The sequence below is a fragment of the Sphingomonas sp. genome, assembly GCF_030145815.1.
Taxonomy (GTDB): domain Bacteria; phylum Pseudomonadota; class Alphaproteobacteria; order Sphingomonadales; family Sphingomonadaceae; genus Sphingomonas.
The window spans coordinates 245626-266570 of record NZ_JAIXHL010000003.1; the positions used below are offsets into that span (position 1 = coordinate 245626).

General features: G+C 62.4%; 19 protein-coding genes. 11 read left to right on the top strand and 8 right to left on the bottom strand.

The features are described 5' to 3' along the window. Positions 1-24: 24 nt before the first annotated feature. The 3 genes from KYX69_RS04260 to KYX69_RS04270 all read left to right on the top strand — a co-directional run bounded on the left by KYX69_RS04260 (position 25) and on the right by KYX69_RS04270 (position 1693). Complete coding sequence (locus tag KYX69_RS04260) at positions 25-174, top strand: hypothetical protein (protein WP_300494132.1); 150 nt, start codon at positions 25-27, stop codon at positions 172-174. 71 nt (positions 175-245) lie between these two features. After that, a complete protein-coding gene (locus KYX69_RS04265) occupies positions 246-1094 on the top strand; it encodes a Stf0 family sulfotransferase (protein WP_300494135.1) in 849 nt (282 codons plus the stop codon). Further along, complete coding sequence (locus KYX69_RS04270; protein WP_300494137.1) at positions 1094-1693, top strand: 2OG-Fe(II) oxygenase; 600 nt, start codon at positions 1094-1096, stop codon at positions 1691-1693. Before KYX69_RS04265 ends, KYX69_RS04270 begins: the two co-directional genes overlap by 1 nt. On the opposite strand, the gene KYX69_RS04275 is transcribed toward KYX69_RS04270, so the two are convergent. The 3 genes from KYX69_RS04275 to KYX69_RS04285 are packed head-to-tail and all read right to left on the bottom strand — an operon-like array spanning position 1690 to position 4165. Next, the gene (locus KYX69_RS04275; RefSeq protein ID WP_300494139.1) at positions 1690-1983 is read right to left on the bottom strand and encodes a PqqD family protein; all 294 of its coding nucleotides are present in this window, start codon (positions 1981-1983) and stop codon (positions 1690-1692) included. The genes KYX69_RS04270 and KYX69_RS04275 overlap by 4 nt on opposite strands. A 10-nt stretch (positions 1984-1993) precedes the next feature. Continuing rightward, a complete protein-coding gene (locus KYX69_RS04280) occupies positions 1994-3898 on the bottom strand; it encodes an asparagine synthase-related protein (RefSeq protein ID WP_300494141.1) in 1905 nt (634 codons plus the stop codon). 9 nt (positions 3899-3907) lie between these two features. Then, entirely contained in the window at positions 3908-4165 is a 258-nt protein-coding gene (locus tag KYX69_RS04285; RefSeq protein ID WP_300494143.1) for a PqqD family protein, read from the bottom strand. A 95-nt stretch (positions 4166-4260) separates the two neighbouring features. On the opposite strand from KYX69_RS04285, the gene KYX69_RS04290 reads away from it, so the two are divergent. Both KYX69_RS04290 and KYX69_RS04295 read left to right on the top strand, forming a co-directional pair. Next, positions 4261-4653 (top strand): hypothetical protein, encoded by a 393-nt coding sequence (locus tag KYX69_RS04290; RefSeq protein ID WP_300494146.1) that lies wholly within the window; start codon positions 4261-4263, stop codon positions 4651-4653. A gap of 11 nt (positions 4654-4664) precedes the next feature. Next, positions 4665-5570, top strand: coding sequence for a hypothetical protein (locus KYX69_RS04295; RefSeq protein ID WP_300494148.1), 906 nt, complete (start codon positions 4665-4667; stop codon positions 5568-5570). On the opposite strand, the gene KYX69_RS04300 is transcribed toward KYX69_RS04295, so the two are convergent. From KYX69_RS04300 to KYX69_RS04310, 3 genes are all read right to left on the bottom strand, one after another. Then, on the bottom strand, positions 5546-7330 hold the full coding sequence (locus KYX69_RS04300; RefSeq protein WP_300494151.1) for a RiPP maturation radical SAM C-methyltransferase: 1785 nt from the start codon (positions 7328-7330) through the stop codon (positions 5546-5548). The two genes, KYX69_RS04295 and KYX69_RS04300, sit on opposite strands and share 25 nt — an antisense overlap. Before the next feature lie 90 nt (positions 7331-7420). After that, the gene (locus KYX69_RS04305) at positions 7421-8599 is read right to left on the bottom strand and encodes a VWA domain-containing protein (protein ID WP_300494153.1); all 1179 of its coding nucleotides are present in this window, start codon (positions 8597-8599) and stop codon (positions 7421-7423) included. 38 nt (positions 8600-8637) lie between these two features. Then, positions 8638-9186: a CHAP domain-containing protein gene (locus KYX69_RS04310; RefSeq protein WP_300494154.1), complete on the bottom strand. Its 549-nt coding sequence runs from the start codon at positions 9184-9186 to the stop codon at positions 8638-8640. Between the two features lie 185 nt (positions 9187-9371). On the opposite strand from KYX69_RS04310, the gene guaA reads away from it, so the two are divergent. Then, positions 9372-10928, top strand: a complete 1557-nt coding sequence (gene guaA, locus KYX69_RS04315) for a glutamine-hydrolyzing GMP synthase (protein ID WP_300494157.1) — start codon at positions 9372-9374, stop codon at positions 10926-10928. Between the two features lie 293 nt (positions 10929-11221). After that, a complete protein-coding gene (locus KYX69_RS04320) occupies positions 11222-12478 on the top strand; it encodes a site-specific integrase (protein ID WP_300494159.1) in 1257 nt (418 codons plus the stop codon). Here KYX69_RS04320 and KYX69_RS04325 read toward each other — a convergent pair. Further along, complete coding sequence (locus KYX69_RS04325; protein WP_300494161.1) at positions 12450-12728, bottom strand: AlpA family transcriptional regulator; 279 nt, start codon at positions 12726-12728, stop codon at positions 12450-12452. The two genes, KYX69_RS04320 and KYX69_RS04325, sit on opposite strands and share 29 nt — an antisense overlap. A gap of 480 nt (positions 12729-13208) precedes the next feature. Between KYX69_RS04325 and acnD the strand changes: the two genes are divergently transcribed. From acnD to prpB, 3 genes are read left to right on the top strand one after another with little or no spacing between them, the layout of a single operon-like run. Further along, positions 13209-15833, top strand: coding sequence for a Fe/S-dependent 2-methylisocitrate dehydratase AcnD (acnD, locus tag KYX69_RS04330; RefSeq protein ID WP_300494163.1), 2625 nt, complete (start codon positions 13209-13211; stop codon positions 15831-15833). Then, positions 15833-17038 (top strand): 2-methylaconitate cis-trans isomerase PrpF, encoded by a 1206-nt coding sequence (prpF, locus tag KYX69_RS04335; protein ID WP_300494205.1) that lies wholly within the window; start codon positions 15833-15835, stop codon positions 17036-17038. Before acnD ends, prpF begins: the two co-directional genes overlap by 1 nt. A 23-nt stretch (positions 17039-17061) precedes the next feature. Then, positions 17062-17988 (top strand): methylisocitrate lyase, encoded by a 927-nt coding sequence (prpB, locus tag KYX69_RS04340; protein ID WP_300494165.1) that lies wholly within the window; start codon positions 17062-17064, stop codon positions 17986-17988. Between the two features lie 39 nt (positions 17989-18027). On the opposite strand, the gene KYX69_RS04345 is transcribed toward prpB, so the two are convergent. After that, the gene (locus tag KYX69_RS04345; RefSeq protein ID WP_300494167.1) at positions 18028-19113 is read right to left on the bottom strand and encodes an ABC transporter substrate-binding protein; all 1086 of its coding nucleotides are present in this window, start codon (positions 19111-19113) and stop codon (positions 18028-18030) included. A 466-nt stretch (positions 19114-19579) separates the two neighbouring features. On the opposite strand from KYX69_RS04345, the gene KYX69_RS04350 reads away from it, so the two are divergent. Next, the gene (locus KYX69_RS04350; protein WP_300494170.1) at positions 19580-20914 is read left to right on the top strand and encodes a CitMHS family transporter; all 1335 of its coding nucleotides are present in this window, start codon (positions 19580-19582) and stop codon (positions 20912-20914) included. The last annotated feature ends 31 nt before the right edge of the window (positions 20915-20945 follow it).

Genomic DNA, 20945 nt, shown 5'->3' on the forward strand with positions numbered 1-20945 from the left:
TGAAACCCGACGCGGAGAATTATAATGACCGAGCAGACGCCTCAGCCGCAGGAAATCGCATCCGAAGTGCGCGGTGAATGGGTAAAGCCCGAGATCGCCAGCTTCCTTCCTGCAAAGGCAGCCGAGGGTATTTCCTATCGCCCGACCGACGGCCTCAGCAACCTGACGCCCTGATCCAGGCGGCTTCCCCGTGCTCGATCGGCGCGGGGTCACCGGGATGATCCGTTGACTGAATGTACCGCGTGATGACGGAGTCGGCTGGTCGCGCATCCTTGGTTGCGCCCTATGATCTGGCCTCGGCTGCTCATGACTATCCCATATGGGAGGGCCTGCCACGCCGGACGGTGTTGCTGTGCACCCACCCCCGATCGGGCAGCACCTTGCTCGGCGAAGCGCTCTACTTCGCGGGCGGGCTGGGCTGCCCGCTGGAATATTTCCATGCCGGCTTTCGCCCGTCCTTTGCGCGCCGCTGGGACGCGCCCAACTACGACAGCCTCAGCACGGCGGTGCGTCGGCATCGCACCACGTCCGACGGAACGATGGGGGTCAAGCTGTTCTGGCGTGACATTGAAGAAATCGCGCGGGACGCAGACCCCGAACTTGAGCGCTTCGCCAATATACCGCCATCCGATGTTCCCGCCGATTATTATGCAGCGCTGGCAGGTCATGTCGCGCGGCTGTTCCCCAACCCCAGCTTCATCCACCTATGGCGCGAGGACAAGTTGCGCCAGGCAGTCTCGGCGGTGCTCGCGGTCGAGACCGGACGCTGGCGATCGATCCCCGGTACGACGCAGGAGACGGCCCCTGCGACCGCGCCGTTCGATATCGAGCGGATCGAGCGCATCATGGGCTATTCGGATTTCTGTCACGGCCATTTCCGCAACCTGTTTGCAGCGATGGGTGTGACTCCGCACCGCCTGACCTATGAGGCGCTGACCGCCGATTATGCCGCGACGGTGCGCGCGCTGCTGCGCCATCTGGGCAGCACTGCCGATCCACAGACGCCGCGGATGCGACGCCAGGCGGATAGCGCGAGCGAGGCGATGGTGCTGCGCTATCTGCGCGAGCGGGCGATGCCGGTGCGGCGCGCCTAATGGCTGCCCCGATCCTTCCATATCTGCGCTTCGACGCGTTTCTGGACGCGCCGACGCGTGCCGCGCTGCTCGATTGGACGCTGGCAAATTCCGCGCGGTTCGTGCCCGCGCAGCTGATCCGTGGCGTGGTCAATCCCGATGTCCGCCGGTCACTGACGCTGCGCGACCTCGGCCCGCTGGCGGCGGTGCTCGATACCCGGCTACGCGAAGCGGCGCCGCACTGGTCGGCTAAGCTACGCGCGACGCCCTTCGTTACGAGCGAGGTGGAGTTGGAGTTAGCCGCGCATAATGATGGCGCGCATTTCACGCTCCACACCGACACCTATGCAAGCAATCAGGTTGCACGGGGCGATCGGATGCTGAGCGCAGTCTATTATTTCCACCGCCAGCCGCGCGGGTTCGACGGGGGTGCGCTGCGCCTGCATCGTCTTGGTGCCAAGGCCGGTGACCCCGGGCTCGACATCGCGCCGGACGACAACAGCCTGGTCGTCTTCCCCTCCTGGGGGCCGCATGAGGTGATGCCGGTGCGCTGCCCGTCGGGCGACTTTGCGGATTCGCGGTTCGCCGTGAATTGCTGGATCTATCGCGCCCGGCTCTAGGCTGCGATTTCCAGCACGCCGCGTTCGATCAGGTCCGCGACAAACTCGGTTACATCGCTGCGGCAGGTTTCGGCATCGACCTTGTAGCTGGCCGCCATGTGGTCGGTCAGTGCGCCCAGCGTGTGCGGCTCCTCGACGAACGCCCAGATCTTGGCGGCGGTGCGGTTGAGCTGAAAGAAATAGCCCGAATCGATGTCGAGCAGGATCGCGTCATCGGCAACATCCGCGCCGACCACCGCCGCCTTGCGTCGCAGGATCGTCGTCGCGTCGATTGTCACCGCCTGCACCATGTCGTCACCCTTACGCTTTCAGCCCGAACGCATGCTCCAGCCACATGTCGGTGGCAAGCGTGAACCAGACCGGCCCCCATGCGCCGTCGGGGATCGGTCCTTGTCCACCGGCTTGCCGCCACGCCTCAAACGGTGCGTGCATCGCCGCGATCTTTTCCGGCACGATCCAGCCGAGCTTGACCGCAGTCAGTTCATGCACCGGCTTTTGCCGGAGCAATTCGCCGATTGCATCGACCTGATGCGACACGAAATAGGATTTGGTGCGGCGCTGACGAATCTTCTCGGGCAATGTCCCCTTCATCGCCTCGCGCAGCAGGAATTTGCGCGTGTTGAACTTGCGCAGATGCTCGCCGCCCGCACCCATGAAGAAGTCGGTCAGCCGCCGGTCGTGCAGCGGATGGCGCACCTCGACACCGTGATTCTCGGCAAAAGCGAGCACGCTGTCGATCATCGTGTAGCGCCGCCCGAGCGAAAAGACGCTGTAGCGCGACTGCTGGTCCATGCCGCGCAGGCCGGCGCGCGCGATCTTCTGGTGCCAGCGATCGACCAGCCCGATCCGCTCCATCCACTCGGGCCGCACCCAGTCGGGCCGGTCGAGGCGGAAGTCGAGATGCGGGGTCAGCAGCGCCTCGCGATGCTTGCGGCTGATGATCGGCATGAGGGTGCTATGCAGCGTCCGCCGCGCCTGAACATGCCAGGGCGAGTTGGGCCACAGCTCCGCGCCATGGCGGAACAGCTTGCCCCAGCGCCCGGCCATGAAGCGGTCGGGCCAGTGCGCCAGCGATCCATTGAGCCAATCGTCGCCGCCCTCGCCGGTCCACAGCACGCGCCGCCCGTCGGACTGGAGCGCCTTGAGCACCCCGCCCATCGAATCGAGCACGTTGGGCCGCACCGGCAGCTGGTAGGAATCGGCGCACCATTGCCGCGCGACATCGGGATCGAATCGCCGCGCGCCGACGACCTCGGCGGTGATGCCGAGATGATCTTCGACCGCGCTGCTCCATTCGGTCTCGTCATGCGGCTCACCGGGAAAGCGCGCGGAGATCGCGCCGACCTGATGGTCGAGCTTGCCGGCGCGGAACAGCTCGGTCGAGCGGCAAACGATCGACGAGGAATCGAGCCCGCCCGACAGCTGCGCCGTCACCGGCCCGACGCTGCGGCTGGTTGCGATCAGCGACTGGTCGAACAGATGGTTGAACCGCTCGATATGGTCTTCGAGCGACCGGTCGGACAGATCCTCGAACGGCCCACCATGCCATGCCCAGCGCGATATCTTGCCGTTCTCGAATGCAATTGCGCCACCCTGTGGCACGCGCTCGATTCCCGCCCAGAGTGTGTCGGTCTCAGTCACGAAGCGCGCCGACAGATATTCGGCGATTGCGCCTTCGTTGAGCTTGCGCTCGAACCCCAGCCCCAGGATCAGCGCGCGCGGCTCGCTCGCAAAGCCGAAGGTGGTGCCGTCAAACGCCCACAGAAACGGCCGCCAGCCCATTGGCGAGCGGAACAACTCGATCCGGCGCTTGCGCGGCTCCCACGCGGCGATCGCATAATCGCCCGCCAGCCGATGGACGAAATTGCGCCCCTCGCGCTCGAACAGCTTGAGCGCGATCAGCCCATCCGGGGCGTCGGCCAGTCGTTCGCCATCGGTTCCGAACAGCGCGAGAAGCTCGCCACGATTGTCGAGCCGGCCGTCGAGTAGCAGCGCAATCTGGGACTCTGCGCCGATAAAGGGCTGGGTCTCGCCGCGCGCTTGCGGCGTCGTCGCATGGGCGAAGCGGACAAAGCCTGCGTGGTCGTCATGCCAGCTCTGGACCCCGTCTAATCCCCGGCTGAACGTCGATCCGGCGACCCGGTCCAGTAGTTCCTGCCCGATCGGTCGACCGTCGGTGAAGACGGCACCGGCAATCCCGCTCATGCCACAGCCTTACGCATCGATCAGCAGCCCAAGCTGGAGCGCGTCGGTGATGAATGCATCGACATCGGCCCGGATCGCATCGACGGCAATGCCATGCCGCGCCGCCAGGTCCGTCGCAATCTGCGCGACTGGTGTTTCCGCCGCGATGGCAGTCCAGATCGCCGCCGCCGACGGGTTCAACACATGATATTGACCGTCGCGCGCATCGTAAATGGCGAGTTCGCCCGCGACGGGGGGCCAGGACAGTTCGGAAGCGGGTCGGATCATGCGACTTGCTCGCACGACTAAGCCGCCCGCTTCAAGTGCTTCCGCTACAGAGCCGACTGAGTCACAGTTTGGTCTGGCAGGGAGGTGCAACGGACATGGCGAGAGGTGAAGACGGCCCGACCGACCTGTGCCTGGCGGTTCCGCCCTTCGCATCGGTCAGCTTTCCCCAGCTCGGCCCCGCCGTGCTCAAGGCGGCGTGTGCGCAACGCGGGATCGCGACCCGGATCATCCATGGCAACCTCGCACTCGTCGCACGGATCGGGCTCGATGCCTATGAGGCGGTCGAAGGGACGGCGATGCGCGCGATGGTGGCCGACCATCTCTTCCGCGACTATGCCTATCCCCCTGAAATCGTCGCAGAGCTGCCCGCGCCGCCGCCGCTGACCGCCGATGACCAGCGCGTGTTCGACGCTGCCGCGCCCGCAATCGAACCGATGATCGCCGTGCGCGTCACCTGCCCGGCTATGTCGAGAAGGCCGATGAGCTGAAGGCAAAGGGCGTGGACGAGATCAACATCATGCCGCGCTCCTATCTGACCGAGCTGCTCCCCGATCTTGCCGAGCGCGAGCCGAAGTTGAGCCTGTTCTACGAAGTGAAATCGAACCTGACCCGTGCCGAGGTCGAGACGATGGCGCGCGGCGGCGTCGCGATGATCCAGCCGGGGATCGAATCTTTATCGACTCCGGTGCTCAAGCTGATGCGCAAGGGCGTGTCGGCGCACCAGAATATCGCGCTGCTGCGTGACTGTGCGGCGACGAAGATCGGTGTCATCTGGAACATTATCTATGGCTTTCCGGGCGAAGCCGCCGCCGATTACGCGGCGATGGCAAAGCTGATTCCGTTGCTCTCCCATCTCGACGCGCCCAATGGGCCGCACCGCATCGTCATCGACCGGTTCAGCCCGCTGTATCGCGGGCATGATGCCAATGGCATCGGCGCGGTCACGCCCGTGCCCGGCTATCGGTCGCTCTACCCACGCTCGATCGACCCCGCCGACATCGCCTATCATTTCGAGGGCGACTATGCGACCGAACTGCTCGACGATCCCGCGTTGCTCGGCCGACTGAACGCTGCAGTCGCGGCGTGGCGCACGATCGCGCGCGGCACGCCGCCTCCCGTGCTAGAGCTGTTCGAGCGGGATGGTGTTGCAGTCGTGCTCGACACCCGCCCCGTGGCGTTGCGCCCGATGACCCCGCTTACCCCGGGGCAGCGCGACCTGCTCATCGCGCTCGACCGGCCCCGCACGCGCGACGCCATCGCGCCGGACCAGTGCGCCGACGCCGACTGGCTGGTCAGCCGTGGGTTCGTGATCGACTATGAGGACAGATTGGTCGGCATCGTCGTCCGTCCGGCCCAGGGCGCGGTCGCGCAGCCCGTCCGTCAGGCATCGGGCGCGTTCGCATAGGCGGGTGGCTCGGTTATGTCTTGAGCCTGACGCGTGACGATGCTCAGCAATAGCCCTTCATGTGCAAGGATGTAGTGGCGCGCGATCAGCTCGGCGATCACTGCGGGGTCCACATCGAGATCATCTGCCGCGTGCGGGCGCTCCAGTAAGCGCAACGCTCTGTTCCATTCGGGGGGCAGCGAAATCTGCGCTTGTGTCGCAATGCGGCGCGTGTCGATCACGACCGGCGCTCCGTCCGCACCCACGATCCGCAGCTGTGGGCTCGCACCGATCGCCCATTGCAAGCGCCATAGGCCGATCGCGCGGCCCATAGCGAGGCGGGTGTCGGCATCGTTGATCAGCGCGGTCGTGTAGTTTCCGCGGAAATGATAGGCGATGGCATCCAGCCGCGCGTGGCGCGGAAACAGCCCGCGATAGGCGGCAATCGGCGCGATCCCGGCAATTCCGAATGCCTCGGGCGTATTATGATAGGGGCTGAATCGATCGACGATCAGCGGACTGAAATCATTGGGCGGCTCAAGATGTTCGAGCGCCGGGATCAACGCAGCGACGGGGGCGTAATGCTCCACCTGCTCGCCTGGAAAGCCGTAGAGATAGTTCCACACCACTCCGATCCCGAGCGAGCGGCAATCGCGGAGCAGGGCGATGTTCTGATGCGCTGACACGCCCTTGCGCATCAGCTTCAGAACCGGTGACGATAGCGACTCGATGCCGGGCTGAATCTTTTCGATGCCGGCGCGCGCCATCAGCGCCAGCTGGTCGTATTTCAGGTTCGCCTTCACCTCGTAGAACAAGGTGGGTGGCTCTCCCCGCGCCGCCAGCGCCGGGAGCAGATCGGTCAGATAGCGCAGCGGCATGATGTTGTCGGCAACGGCAAATCGACCGATGCTCCACTTTGCCTCAAGCCCGTCCAGCTCCGCCAGTGCGGTCGCGCCGGGCTTTTCGCGGAACATCATGGTCGCGCCGTTGAGCCCGCAAAAGGTGCAGTGATTCTTCGCGCCCCACCAGCACCCGCGTGACAGTTCGACCGGCAGTGCTTCGGGCAGTGATGCAGGAAGCGCGTCGCCCAGACGATCCAGATCGGCGAAATAGTCGCTGAAATCGGGTGCGGGGCTGCATCGCATATCGGTCAGCGGTGGGCAGTGGACGATGCGCGGCAGATCGGCGCCAGGGTCTGCCAGCAGGTGCGCGCAGAAATCGGGAAAGGCGATGTCCGCCTCCCCCGAGAAGAAATGATCGATCCACGGGAAGATGTCGGCCAGCGCCTCGCCCATTGGCGACGCAGCGTTCGGACCACCGAGCACAATCCGGGTGTCGGGTGCTTCGTCCTTTATCCGCTGCGCGATCGCCGATGCGGCCAGGGTCTGCTGAAAGCTGGAGGTGATGCCGACGATACGGGGCGCGAGCGATCGGATGCGCGTGCACACATCGTCGAGCAGTGGGGCAATGGCCGGAGCCACCGCGTCGTGGGTCGACCGAAGCCGGGGCGGCCACGCGGTCGGGGCATCGAAAGCAACAGCCGGATCGGCACGATAGGCGTGGGGAAGGAACAACCGCTCGCCCAGCAGTGAAGCGACATTGCTCGTTGCAATCTCGCCATAGCAGCCATGCCCGACGCGTGCGGCAAGCATGAGGTTGGCATGCACCACGGTCACCCGCAGCCCGCGCGCGCGGCACGCCGCAGCGAGGATCGCGACCCCCAATGTCGGCGTCTCGACCTGTGCGAAGGGTGGCACGACGAGGCACAGGTCGATCGACATCGTTGCGGCTAAAGCCGGTCTGGCGATCGTGAACAACCGCGTCGGCGGTTCAGGAGATGCTGCTGGTTGGTCCCCGCCACTCGCATGATGCTAAGTCTTCCGGCTCAACTCGCGCATGGCATCGTCCAGCCCCGCCAGCGTCAGCGGGTACATGCGGTCGTTCATCAGCTCGCGCATGATCCGCACCGATTGCGAATAGCCCCATTGCTCCTCGGGGATCGGATTGAGCCAGACGGTTGCGGGATAAGTGTTGGTCACCCGCTGCATCCATGCAGCGCCCGCCTCTTCATTGAAGTGCTCGACCGATCCGCCGGGGTGGCTGATTTCATAGGGTGACATTGATGCGTCCCCGACGAAGATCACCTTATAATCATGGCCGAATTTGTGGAGCACGTCCCACGTGGGAGTTCGCTCCTGAAAGCGGCGGCGATTGTCCTTCCAAACGCCTTCGTAGAGGCAATTGTGAAAGTAGAAGAATTCGAGATTCTTGAACTCGGCGGTCGCGGCGCTGAACAATTCCTCGCACAGCTTGACCCACGGGTCCATCGATCCGCCGACGTCGAGGAAGAGCAGCAATTTGACCGCATTGTGCCGCTCGGGCCGCATGCGGATGTCGAGCCAGCCCTGCCGCGCGGTGCCGTCGATCGTCCCCTCGATATCCAGTTCGTCCGCCGCGCCTTCGCGGGCAAAGCGGCGCAGGCGGCGCATCGCAACCTTGATGTTGCGGGTGCCCAGTTCGCGCGTCGAGTCGAGGTTCTTGAACTCGCGGCCTTCCCAGACCTTCAGCGCGCGCTTGTGGACGCTCTCGCCGCCGATGCGCACGCCTTCGGGGTTATATCCCGAATTGCCATAGGGGGAGGTGCCGCCGGTCCCGACCCATTTGTTGCCGCCCTGATGGCGTTCATGCTGCTCCTCGAGCCGTTTCTTGAGCGTCTCCATAATCTCTTCCCACGAGCCGAGCGACTTGATCGCCTCCATCTCCTCGGGGGTCAGATATTTCTCGGCGATCGCCTTGAGCCAGTCCTCCGGTATCTCTGCGGTCTGGACGCCATAGGTCGAGGCGATGCCCTTGAAGACCTTCGCGAACACCTGGTCGAAGCGGTCGAGCAGGCCTTCGTCCTTCACGAAGGTCGCGCGGGCGAGATAGTAGAAGGCTTCGGGCGTGCGATCGATCACGTCGCGGTCGAGCGCTTCGAGGAGCACGAGATGCTCCTTCATGCTGGCGGGGATGCCTGCGGCGCGGAGCTCATCGACGAAGGAGAAGAACATGGGGGGAGTGTGGCGCGGGCAAACGCGCGCGTCCAGCCTCAGCGCGCGTAGGCGTCGATCAGCGATCCGACATAGTCGGGGCGTTCGCCGGTCAGCTCGCGGGCGGGGCGGGCGCGTGCGATCTTGGCGCCGCCGACGGGGCGGCCATAGATGAAGCCGTGGACGGGGTAGGAGCGCCCGCCGAGCCCGCCATTGTCGCGATACCAGACCTTCACTTGCGTCCAGTCGCCATCGGGGGAGACGTCGAACAGGGTGACGTCCTGTTCCACCTGACCGCGCTTGCCGCCGATGCGCGACCAGTTGGCGTGGGTGACCATGATCGTGCGCGGTTCGATCACCCGGCTGACGACCGCGACATGGCCGAGCTGCAGCGATTCCGATTTCGCGAAGGCCACGACCGCGCCGACCTCCGGCGTCTGTCCGCGCTGATATCTGCTCGCGGCCTGGCTCCACCAGGTCCAGGCATCGCCCCAGATCTGGATGCCCGACGCGGCGCGCGCAAACGGCACGCATTCACCGACATAATTGAGGATCGATGCCGAAGCGGGCGCCGCGACCAGTGCCGCGGCGCCAAGGATCGACAGCATGATCCGGCGGGGGGTCCGGTTCGACTGCATATGGGAAGGATAGCTGCGCCGCGCTTCCGAATGCTTTGCCGGTGCGGTTAAGGGGGCGGTGACCATGTCGGCACGCGGAATCCGCTGGCGCCGAATTGGTTCCCCCGGTGGGGCGATGCCTTTACACCCGCCGCGTCGCTGCCTATCGGCTCGCCATGACACAGCCCGGCGAATCCATCCTCATCGTCGATTTCGGCAGCCAGGTGACCCAGCTGATCGCGCGCCGCGTGCGCGAAGCGGGCGTCTATAGCGAAATCGCCCCGTTCACTGCCGCCGCAGAGGCGTTCGACCGGATGAAGCCCGGTGGCGTCATCCTGTCGGGCTCGCCCGCTTCGGTGCTGGAAGACGGATCGCCGCGCGTTCCCGACGCGATCTTCGACAGCGGCATTCCGGTGCTGGGCATCTGTTACGGCCAGCAGGTGATGATGCACCAGCTGGGCGGGCGCGTGCAGCTGGGCGACAGCGGCGAGTTCGGCCGGGCCTTCATCGACATTGCCGATGGCTGCGCACTGTTCAACGGACTGTGGAGCGAAGGCGAAACGCATCAGGTGTGGATGAGCCATGGCGACAAGGTCACCGACCTTGCCCCCGGCTTCCGCCCGGTTGCGGCCAGCCCGGGCGCGCCGTTCGCGGTGATCGCCGACGACAGCCGCCGTTACTATGCGATGCAGTTCCACCCCGAGGTGGTCCACACGCCGGATGGCGGCAAGCTGCTGGCCAATTTCGTGCGGCATGTCTGCGGGCTCAAGGGCGACTGGACGATGGCGGAATTCCGCCAGACCAAGATCGCGGAAATCCGCAAGCAGGTCGGCAGCGGCAAGGTCATTTGCGGCCTGTCGGGCGGGGTCGACAGCGCGGTAGCTGCGGTACTGATTCACGAAGCGATCGGCGAGCAGCTGACCTGCGTGTTCGTCGACCACGGGCTGATGCGCAGCGGCGAGGCCGATCAGGTCGTGTCGCTGTTCCGCGGCCATTACAATATCCCGCTCGTGCATGTGAACGCGGAGACGCTGTTCATGAACGGCCTCGCCGGTGTTACCGACCCGGAGGCGAAGCGGAAATTCATCGGCAAGACCTTCATCGATGTCTTTGAAGCCGAAGCGAAAAAGATCGGCGGCGCGGAGTTCCTGGCGCAGGGGACGCTCTATCCCGACGTGATCGAGAGTGTGAGCTTCACCGGCGGTCCGTCGGTGACGATCAAGAGCCACCACAATGTCGGCGGCTTGCCCGAACGCATGAACATGCAGCTGGTCGAACCGCTGCGCGAGCTGTTCAAGGACGAGGTCCGCGCGCTCGGTCGCGAGCTCGGGTTGCCCGACGTGTTCGTCGGTCGCCACCCGTTCCCCGGACCCGGCCTCGCCATCCGCATTCCGGGCGAAGTGACCAAGGAACGCTGCGACATCCTGCGCAAGGCGGACGCGGTGTATCTCGAGGAAATCCGCAACGCCGGCTTGTACGACGCGATCTGGCAGGCGTTCGCGGTGCTGTTGCCGGTCAAGACCGTCGGCGTGATGGGCGACGGGCGCACCTATGACAGTGTGTGCGGCCTGCGCGCGGTGACCAGCACCGACGGCATGACCGCCGATGTCTATCCGTTCGACGCCAGCTTCCTGACCCGCGTTGCCACGCGGATCGTCAACGAGGTGAAGGGCGTCAATCGCGTCGTGTATGACTACACCTCAAAGCCGCCGGGGACGATCGAGTGGGAATGATTTTCGCCCCTCCAGAGGGGTCCGAGAGTGCGCAATACTACGACGTAAAGCACTGAAATTAAACACTTCTCATTCATTGACATTCAACGACAATCGGTGGGCAGCGTTCGAAATTCGCGGCCGTGCTGACGGTATCGCCTGCTCTTGCCATCCTGAAAATCGCTCGTTACCGTCAGGGTCACAACAGCCACTGACGGTAAATTTTTCTTGCTAACAATCGGAAAAGCCTGTGCTTTTTCGAGTTGGAGAGGTGCGTTTCGGGCTGACGGTCAAAATGAAAGGAGTATGTGTCCATGCTGACTGATGCAGCCCTTAAAAGCCTGAAACCCAAAGACAAACCCTACAAGGTCACCGATCGAGACGGCATGTATGTCCGGGTCGGGACGAACGGCGCGATTTCATTCCGCTACGATTACCGGATGCACGGCAGGCGCGAGACAGTAACATTCGGGAAATACTGCAATTCCGGTCTCTCACTTGCGCGTGCTCGTGAGAAATGCATCGATGCAAAGCGGATGATCCAGGAAGGCCTGTCTCCCGCAATTGAGAAGCAGCGGGACAAGCGCAGGATCAAGGAAGCGAAGAGCTTCGGCGAGTTCGGCGAGAAGTGGTTGACCGCCGGGCCTATGGCCGACAGCACCCGGGCAATGCGCCGCTCGATCTTCGAGCGCGAGTTAGTGCCGCACTGGCGCAACCGCCTGCTGAGCGAGATCACACCCGGCGATTTACGCGCGCATTGTCTCGCAATCGTTGACCGGGGTGCGCCTGCGACCGCGATCCATGTCCGCGACATCGTAAAACAGATATATGGGTTCGCTATCCTTCATGGCGAGAAGATTGCCAATCCGGCCGATGAGGTCGGCCCCTCGTCGATCGCCACGTTTATTCCCAAGGATCGGTCGCTGTCACCGAGTGAGATACGGGTGCTCTTCCGCTGCATCGAAAAGGTCGCGACGCTTCCGACTATCCGGCTCGGCATGAAATTCTATCTGTTGTCGATGGTCCGCAAAAGTGAGCTGCAGGATGCCGTGTGGGACGAAGTAGATTTCGAGAACGCGGTCTGGTCCATCCCCAAAGAGCGGATGAAGCGGTCCAAGGCGCACAACGTCTACCTCTCGCAGCAAATGCTCGACATTCTGATCGCGTTGAAGACCTGCGCCGGCAATTCGCGTTACCTGCTGCCATCCCGCTATGATGCCGACGCGCCGATGTCTCGGGCCACATTCAACCGGGTCACCTATTCGGTGGTCGAGCAGGCTCGGAAGGACGGTCTGCCACTCGAACCCTTCACGGTGCACGATCTCCGCCGGACCGGCTCGACTCTGCTCAACGAACTCGGCTTCAACAGCGACTGGATCGAGAAGTGCTTGGCGCACGAGGATGGTCGATCCTCGCGCGGTGTCTATAACAAGGCAGAGTATGAGATGCAGCGCCGACACATGATGCAGGAATGGTCAAACACCGTAGATGCTTGGATCGCCGGGCAGAAATACGCTCCTGCTGTTCTGCCGCCGTCTTCGCCTATGCTCGAACTCGATCCGAGTCTCTGACCGGACGGGAGCGGCGATCACGCACATCGACCTGCTTGCCACGCTCGATGGGTCGGCATCGTCGTGACGCCAACCAATCTTCGACTTCGGAGAGGTCCCAAACTACGCAGCGCGGCGATAACGCAAAACGCCGCGGAAACTCCCCGCGCTGCTCCATGCCGAAAATCGTGCTGTCGGCGAGTGGCACCATTTCTTTCAGCTGATGGCGCCGGATGGTGCGAGTAAAGCCATGATCGCTGCCTTTATTCATTTCACCTGTCCTTTGGCCCCGACGCTATTGCGATTGAAAGCGAATGTAGCGGAGTATTGAAAGGACTTTCACTAGTGAGAGAGTGTTGGCGTAAAATCGGTAGTGGGCGGGAGGTTTTGCAAAATCGCTTTAGGACCGCAGCGGTCATGGCAGGCCGGTGATGTACTACGTCACCGAGGAGTCCCACCATGACCAGGAGTGAAGTTAAGCCGTCGATCGCCGCTGTCAAAGAGCTGATGGCGCAGGAAGCTGCGCGAGATCGTGCGCAGTGTCGTCCAGGCGGTGCTCGAAGACAAGATAGACGGTGACAGCGAGATGTCAGCTAGACTCGGTATGCAACTGGAAAATGTTCGCGGCGCTGTGTTGGCCGGACGGGGGAGCTTTTGAAAAGGCTTGATCTGTTCGGGTGCCACATCGGGCGGACATTTGACCGACATTTGTTGCCATACTCCGGTGACCTCGCTCAGAAGAGAACCATCGATGAATACTGCGTTTCGTAAGCCGCTTCCGGGCACCGACCTTCAGTTCTTTGACACGCGAGCGGCTGTCGATGCGTTGAGTCCTGGGGCTTACGAAAAGTTGCCCTATGTCGCGCGAATCCTGGCCGAACAGCTGGTCCGTCGGTGCGACCCCGCGATGCTTGACGACGCGCTGATGCAAATAATCGAGCGCAAGCGCGACCTCGACTTCCCGTGGTATCCGGCGCGCGTCGTCTGCCACGACATTCTGGGTCAGACAGCGCTGGTCGATCTCGCTGGGCTTCGCGACGCAATCGCCGATGAAGGCGGCGACCCCGCCAAGGTCAATCCGGTAGTTCCGACGCAGCTCATCGTCGATCACAGCTTGGCGGTCGAGCACGGTGGTTTCGACCCCGACGCCTTCGCCAAGAACCGGGCGATTGAAGACCGGCGCAACGAGGATCGGTTCCATTTCATCGAGTGGGCGCGGCGCGCCTTCGAAAATGTCGATGTGATCCCGGCCGGTAACGGCATCATGCACCAGATCAATCTCGAAAAACTGTCGCCTGTCGTCCAGGTGCGGGGCGGAGTGGCGTTCCCTGACACCTGCGTGGGGACGGACAGTCATACCCCGCATATCGACGCGCTGGGCGTCATCGCGGTCGGTGTGGGCGGTCTCGAAGCCGAGACTGTGATGCTTGGCCGGGCGTCGATGATGCGACTGCCCGACATCGTCGGGGTGCGACTCGACGGTCGCAGACAGCCGGGCATCACCGCAACCGACATTGCTCTCGCCTTGACCGAGTTCCTTCGCAAAGAGCGGGTGGTTGGCGCCTGGCTTGAGTTCTTTGGCGAGGGTGCCGCGAGCCTGCCGATTGGTGACCGCGCCACAATTTCGAACATGTGCCCAGAATATGGGGCAACCGCGGCGATGTTTTCGATCGACGAGCAAACCGTCGATTACCTGCTCCTGACCGGGCGCACGGGCGATCAGGTAGCGCTGGTCGAAAAGTATGCGCGCACGACGGGGCTCTGGTCGGATGCGCTGAGCGCGGCCGAGTACGAGCGCGTTCTCACGTTTGACCTGTCGAGCGTGGGCCAGAACATGGCCGGGCCGTCCAATCCCCATGCACGGCTGCCGACGGCCGAACTTGCGCAGCGCGGCATCGCGGTCGGGCTGGATAATGCAATCGCCGAAATCAGCGAAGGTCTTCTCCCCGATGGGGCAGTGATCATCGCCGCGATCACCAGCTGCACCAATACATCGAACCCGCGTAACGTGGTCGCGGCAGGCTTGCTCGCGAAAAATGCCAACGCACTCGGGCTGTCGCGCAAGTCGTGGGTCAAGACGTCGTTCGCCCCTGGGTCAAAGGTGGCGCGGCTCTACCTCGAAGAGTCGGGGCTGCTGCCTGAACTGGAAGCGCTCGGGTTCGGCATCGTCGGCTATGCCTGCACGACCTGCAACGGCATGTCAGGCGCGCTGGATCCGAAGATCCAGCAGGAAATCATCGACCGTGATCTCTATGCGACAGCGGTCCTTTCCGGAAACCGCAACTTCGATGGCCGAATCCACCCCTATGCCAAGCAGGCTTTCCTCGCCTCGCCGCCCCTAGTTGTCGCCTATTCGCTGGCCGGCACCATTCGGTTCGACATCGAAAAGGACGTGTTCGGGGTCGTCGACGGCCGCGAAATCCGCCTGAAAGACCTGTGGCCTTCTGACGAAGAGATCGACGCGATCGTCACCGCTTCGGTCAACCCGCAACAGTTCCACGAAGTTTACGAGCCTATGCTTAGCGCCCATCGGGGCGCGGAGGAGAGTGCGAAGCCGCTCTACGACTGGCGTCCGCAATCGACCTATATTCGCCGTCCACCCTATTGGGATACCAGCGGCATCGGCGCGCTTGCGGCGAACCCACGTCGGCTGAAGGGTATGCGACCTTTGGCCGTCCTGCCCGACAACATCACGACCGATCACCTCTCGCCATCGAACGCAATTCTAGCGAATTCGGCGGCAGGCGAATACCTTGCCCGGATGGGGCTGCCCGAAGAGGATTTCAATTCCTACGCGACCCATCGCGGCGATCACCTGACCGCGATGCGGGCGACCTTCGCCAACCCGCAGCTGGTCAACGAGATGGCGGTGGTCGACGGCGAAGTGCGCAAGGGATCGCTGACCCGGCTGATGCCCGACGGCAACCTTGTCCGGATGTGGGAGGCGATGGAGGCCTATCAGAAGCGCGGTCAACCGCTGATCATTGTCGCCGGCAAGGACTACGGCCAGGGATCGTCGCGCGACTGGGCGGCGAAGGGCGTTCGGCTTGCGGGCGTCGAGGTCGTTCTTGCTGAGGGCTTCGAGCGCATTCATCGCACGAACCTCGTCGGCATGGGCGTTCTACCGCTCGAATTTCTGCCTGGCTCGACTCGCTTGACTTTCGGTCTCGACGGGACAGAGACCTTTGACATCGCTGGCGAGCCGGCCGCGGGCGCGCTGGTGACCGTGGTCGTCCATCGTGCCGATGAAAGCATCATCGAAATTCCGGCCAAGTGCCGGATCGATACGGCCGAGGAGGTCTCCATCTACCAGGCCGGCGGGGTTCTCCAGCGCTTCGCCGAGGATTTCCTGTCCGAACAGCCGGAGGCGGCGTGATGGCTGGGGGTGGTCAAGTCGGCATCCCGGCCACATACATGCGGGGCGGGACCAGCAAGGGGGTTTTCTTCCGGCTGGAGGATCTGCCGGAGCGATGCGCCGTGCCCGGTCCCGCGCGGGACAGGCTGTTGCAGCGGATCATCGGCAGCCCCGATCCTTATGGCGCCCAGATCGACGGGATGGGCGGCGCGACCTCCAGTACCAGCAAATGCGTAATCATTTCGCCGAGCGCCGACGCCGAACACGATGTGGATTACCTATTCGGCCAGGTTTCGATCGATTCTCCGTTGGTCGACTGGTCAGGAAACTGCGGCAATCTCTCGGCCGCGGCCGGGGCTTTCGCGATCCATGCGGGCTATGTGAATGCTGCGGAACGGGCGGAAGGCGGCGTATGCACCGTGCGGCTCTGGCAAGCCAATATCGGCAAGACGATCATCGCGCATGTTCCGGTTGACGGTGGGCTGGTCCAGGAGACCGGAGATTTCGAACTGGATGGGGTGACGTTCCCGGCAGCGGAGATCGTCCTCGAAATGATCGATCCGGTCGAGGATAATGGCGAAGCTGACGCTGGCGGCATGTTCCCGACGGGCAATCTCATCGACGAGCTGGAAGTCCCTGCTGATCTGGTCCTTGCCGGTAAACTCAACGCGACGCTGATCAACGCTGGCATTCCGACGATCTTTGTCGACGCGCGCGATATCGGTTATCGAGGCACCGAACTTCGAGAAGCGATCAACGGCGATGCCGCCGCGCTGCGCCGGTTCGAAGCGCTCCGCGCGATCGGCGCGGTCAAGATGGGCCTGTTCCAGTCGGTCGAAGAAGCCGCCACGCGTCAACACACACCTAAGATCGCGTTCGTCGCACCGCCCTGCGACTATGTTTCATCGAGCGGAAAGCGGGTTTCTTCCGCGGACATCGACTTGCTAGTCCGAGCCATGTCGATGGGCAAACTGCATCACGCGATGATGGGCACAGCGGCGGTCGCAATTGCGGCGGCTGCGGCAGTGCCGGGGACGCTGGTCAACATGGCCGCCGGAGGCGGTGAAAGAGAAATTGTGCGCTTTGGTCATCCGTCGGGGACGCTGCGGGTCGGTGCGGTTGCACAGCAGGACGCCGACGGCTGGTCGGTCGCGAAAGCGACCATGAGCCGGAGTGCCAGAATTCTGATGCAGGGGACGGTCTACATCCCCGCTAACTCGTTCTAACTCGATTTCTTGAAGGGTTTCCCATGCCATATTTGATCGCCAACCAGTTGCCCGAAATCAGCGCCGGAAAGCGCTTTCGCGCGGCGCTCGCTCGTCCCGGAATCTACTGCCTGCCCGGTGCCCACAATGGTCAAGCGGCCATCCAGGCCAAGCAGGCCGGGTTCGACGGCTTATATCTCTCCGGCGCAGCCATGACCGCGTCGATGGGATTACCCGATCTCGGGATCATCACGGTTGATGAAGTCACTTTCTTCATCCGCCAGATCGCCCGGTCGTCGGGCCTGCCGCTATTGGTCGATGGCGATACCGGTTACGGTGAAGCGCTTAACGTGATGCACATGGTTCGCGCATTTGAGGAAGCCGGTGCTGGCGCGGTCCATCTCGAGGATCAAATTCTGCCGAAGAAGTGCGGCCACTTGAATGGCAAGTCGCTGGTTCCCGCCACCGACATGGCTGCGAAAGTCGCCGCTGCGAAGAAGGCAAGCCGCGATATCGTCATCGTCGCCCGCACCGATGCGGCGGGCGTGGAAGGCTTCGACGCCGCCGTGGAGCGCGCAAAGCTATACGTTCAGTCAGGCGCGGACGCGATCTTCCCTGAGGCGCTCAACACCCGCGAAATGTTCGAGAAGTTCGCCCGCAAGCTGGACGGGGTGCCGTTGCTCGCGAACATGACCGAGTTCGGGAAGACACCATTCTTCACCGCCGAGCAGTTCGAGGAGATGGGCTACAAGATGGTCATCTGGCCGGTTTCTAGCCTCCGGGTCGCGAACAAGGCGCAGGCGAGGCTCTATGCCGCGATCGCGCAGGATGGCGGCACCCACAACATGGTCGCAGAAATGCAGACCCGGGCCGAGCTCTACGATGTCATCGGCCTGCATGATTACGAGGAACTGGATGCCTCGATCGTCAAGACGATCGTCCCTCAGCCCGTTTCGCCGACTGGCACGTAATGCCAGGCTGCCATTGCATGGACTCGCAAAGGGCAGCCATCAGTTCGGACGATCGCGCTTTCCGGCCTGGATCGCCGCATCCCATTTGGCGAGGAACTGCTGGCGAGTCAGCTGATCCTGCAGAACCAGCAGCGCCGGCCCGACTCTGATCGCACGTTCATTGGTATTCGCCAGACTGAGATGCTCCGGTGCGGGCACGTCCCGACGCACCGATTTCAACTGGTGGTTGGCCAACTGGGCTTGCCCGGCCTGGGAGAGGATGAAGTCGAGGAACACCTTCGCCGCCGCGGGATGCCGCGCGGTTGAAGGGATGATCGCGATGCGTGATGAAACGAGCGTATAGTCCTTCGGCGTGATAATTTTCAGCCGCGGATCTCGCGTGGCTGCGTCGGCTGCGTACGAACCGAGAATATTGTAGCCGAACGCGGCCCGGCCTGATGAGATCTCTTCGATCAGGACATCGGCGGTGCGGTAATATTTGGCATTGTTGGCACCAAGACCGCGAACGGTCCGCCAAACGCTGGGGCTGGCCAGTTCGTCCTGGTACAGGACCAGGTATCCGAACGCAGAGACAGTCGGGTCATAGCTCACCACCTTGTTCTTCATGATGGTGGTATTCTCGAGCATGTTTCGAAACGCGATATGACTGTCAGGAATCTCGGTCGGGTGCAGGAGGGTGCGGTTTGCCAGAAAAACCACAGGCTCGGCGGTCACACCCCAGGCCTGGTCTTTCCAATTCGCCCAAGGAGCCAGGTATGTGCGTTCGGGCGACTCATAAGAGAGAGCATAGCCATCGTTGACGAGCTTCATCTGCGTATCCATCGCGGAGCTGAAGACGAAATCGGCTGAGTGCTTTCCGGACTTAACGTCTGCGATGAAATTGCGATAGAGATCGGCGGTCTCCATCTCGTGGTACTCGATTTTGACCATTGGAAACTTCGTTGCGAACAGGCGAAGCGCGTCACCGATTCGCTCGTTGTCGGTGCTCGACCAGATAACGATCCTGCCTTCATTCTCTGCGGCGTCGATTAGCGACTGGTATCCGCTGGGGTAATAGCTTGGGACTTGGCTAATAGGCGGACTTTCGGTGCAATTGGACACGGAAAGCAGCAGGCCGAGGCACATCATTGATTCGATAATGAGCCGGCGACTGCCTTGCATACCTCCCCCGAAGCACCTCGATCTTGATCTCAAGGCTTCGGTTCGCTCCTACCGGCATAATTTCCCTGCTGCCAGCAAACTCTTTGGTTCGCGGCATCTGGCTCAGGGACAAAGGACGACACACTTCCATCCGACAGTTTGATGAAAGCTTCTCGCGGTAGCATCGGGGAATCAAATTGTGGAAGGGAATGCCTGCTGTAAAGTCAGCGATAACCAGTTGATCGTCTTTCTAATTCGGCACAACAAATCGTATAGCCAGCCGAGAACACCCGGTGGGGCGGCGGCAATCGTTGCGAAGCTCAGTGCGACTCCTCTGGAGACTTGCAGACGAGCCTGGAAATTTTTGCGTTGGGCGACGGCGCCCAGCAAGTGAAACAATATTTGCGGCTCACGTGGGTAGTTGAACCCTGGGCCGAAGGGAGAGTTCGGTATGCTGTCGCTGATCGCATATGCGATGGTTGCAACATTCATGACGCTGATCATGACGAAGCGCATGGCCGCGATGGTTGCGCTCGTCATCATCCCGATCGTCTTCGCCTTGTTTGCGTCTGCGGTGGTCGGCAACTTCGGCCTCGCAGATTTGGGGCCGATGATGCTCGATGGGGTCAAGGAACTGGCGCCAACCGGCGTCATGCTCATCTTCGCCATTCTCTACTTTGGGCTGATGATCGACGTTGGTTTGTTCGATCCGATGGTCGCCGCAATCGTCAAAATCGTTCACGGTGATCCGGTCAGGATACTCGTCGGAACCGCAATCCTGGCCTTGACGGTGTCGCTCGATGGCGACGGCACCACGACTTACATGATCACCACGGCGGCGATGCTTCCGCTCTATCGCCACATGAAGCTCGATGTCAGGATGCTGGCTTGCATTGTCGTGATGTCTGGCGCGGTCATGAACGTCCTTCCTTGGGGCGGGCCAACCGCGCGGGTAATGGGCACTTTGCGGCTGGATGCTGCCGATGTATTCGTTCCGCTGATCCCTGCGATGGCAGCGACGGCGGCATGGGTGATATTCGTAGCCTATCGCTTCGGGTGCAAGGAACGTGACCGCCTCGCCTTGCTTCCCGCCGATGCGATCGACGAAAATGCAAGCGCTCAGGAAATCATCGCCGAAAGCGATAGCGACTACCTCGAAACGCGGCGGCCCAAACTGTTCGTGTTCAACCTGGTCCTGACGCTCGGATTGCTGGTCTCGCTGATCTCTGGCGCGTTTCCCTCGGCGGTTCTCTTCATCGTGTTTTTCGCCATCGCGCTTTCCGTGAATTTCCCGAATCTGGAGCAGCAACGCCAACGCGTTTCCGATCATGCCGGTAATGCCCTGTCCGTGGCGGGGCTTGTGTTTGCGGCAGGGATATTCACCGGAATTCTGTCCGGCACGAAGATGGTCGATGCGATGTCGGCCTCAGTGATCGCGGCTATTCCTGAAGCTTGGGGACCCTACATGGGACCGATCACCGGCGCGATTAGCGCGCCGTTCACTTTTTTCATTTCGAATGACGCCTTCTACTTCGGAATGCTCCCGATTCTCGCTGAGGCAGGAAGCCACTATGGGCTGACGGCCGCTGAAATCGGGCGGGCTTCGCTCATCGGGCAGCAGATCCATCTGCTAAGTCCATTGGTGCCGTCGAGCTATCTCCTCGCCGGCTTTGTCGGCGTCGATTTCGGCGAGTTCCAGCGTTTCACGCTGAAGTGGGCCTGCGGTTCGTTTCTCGTGTTTTTCGCCGCGACCTTTCTTTTCGGGATCGTCCCCTTCGTCTCATAATCGAGGCACGAAATATGTGATTGCGTGCTCA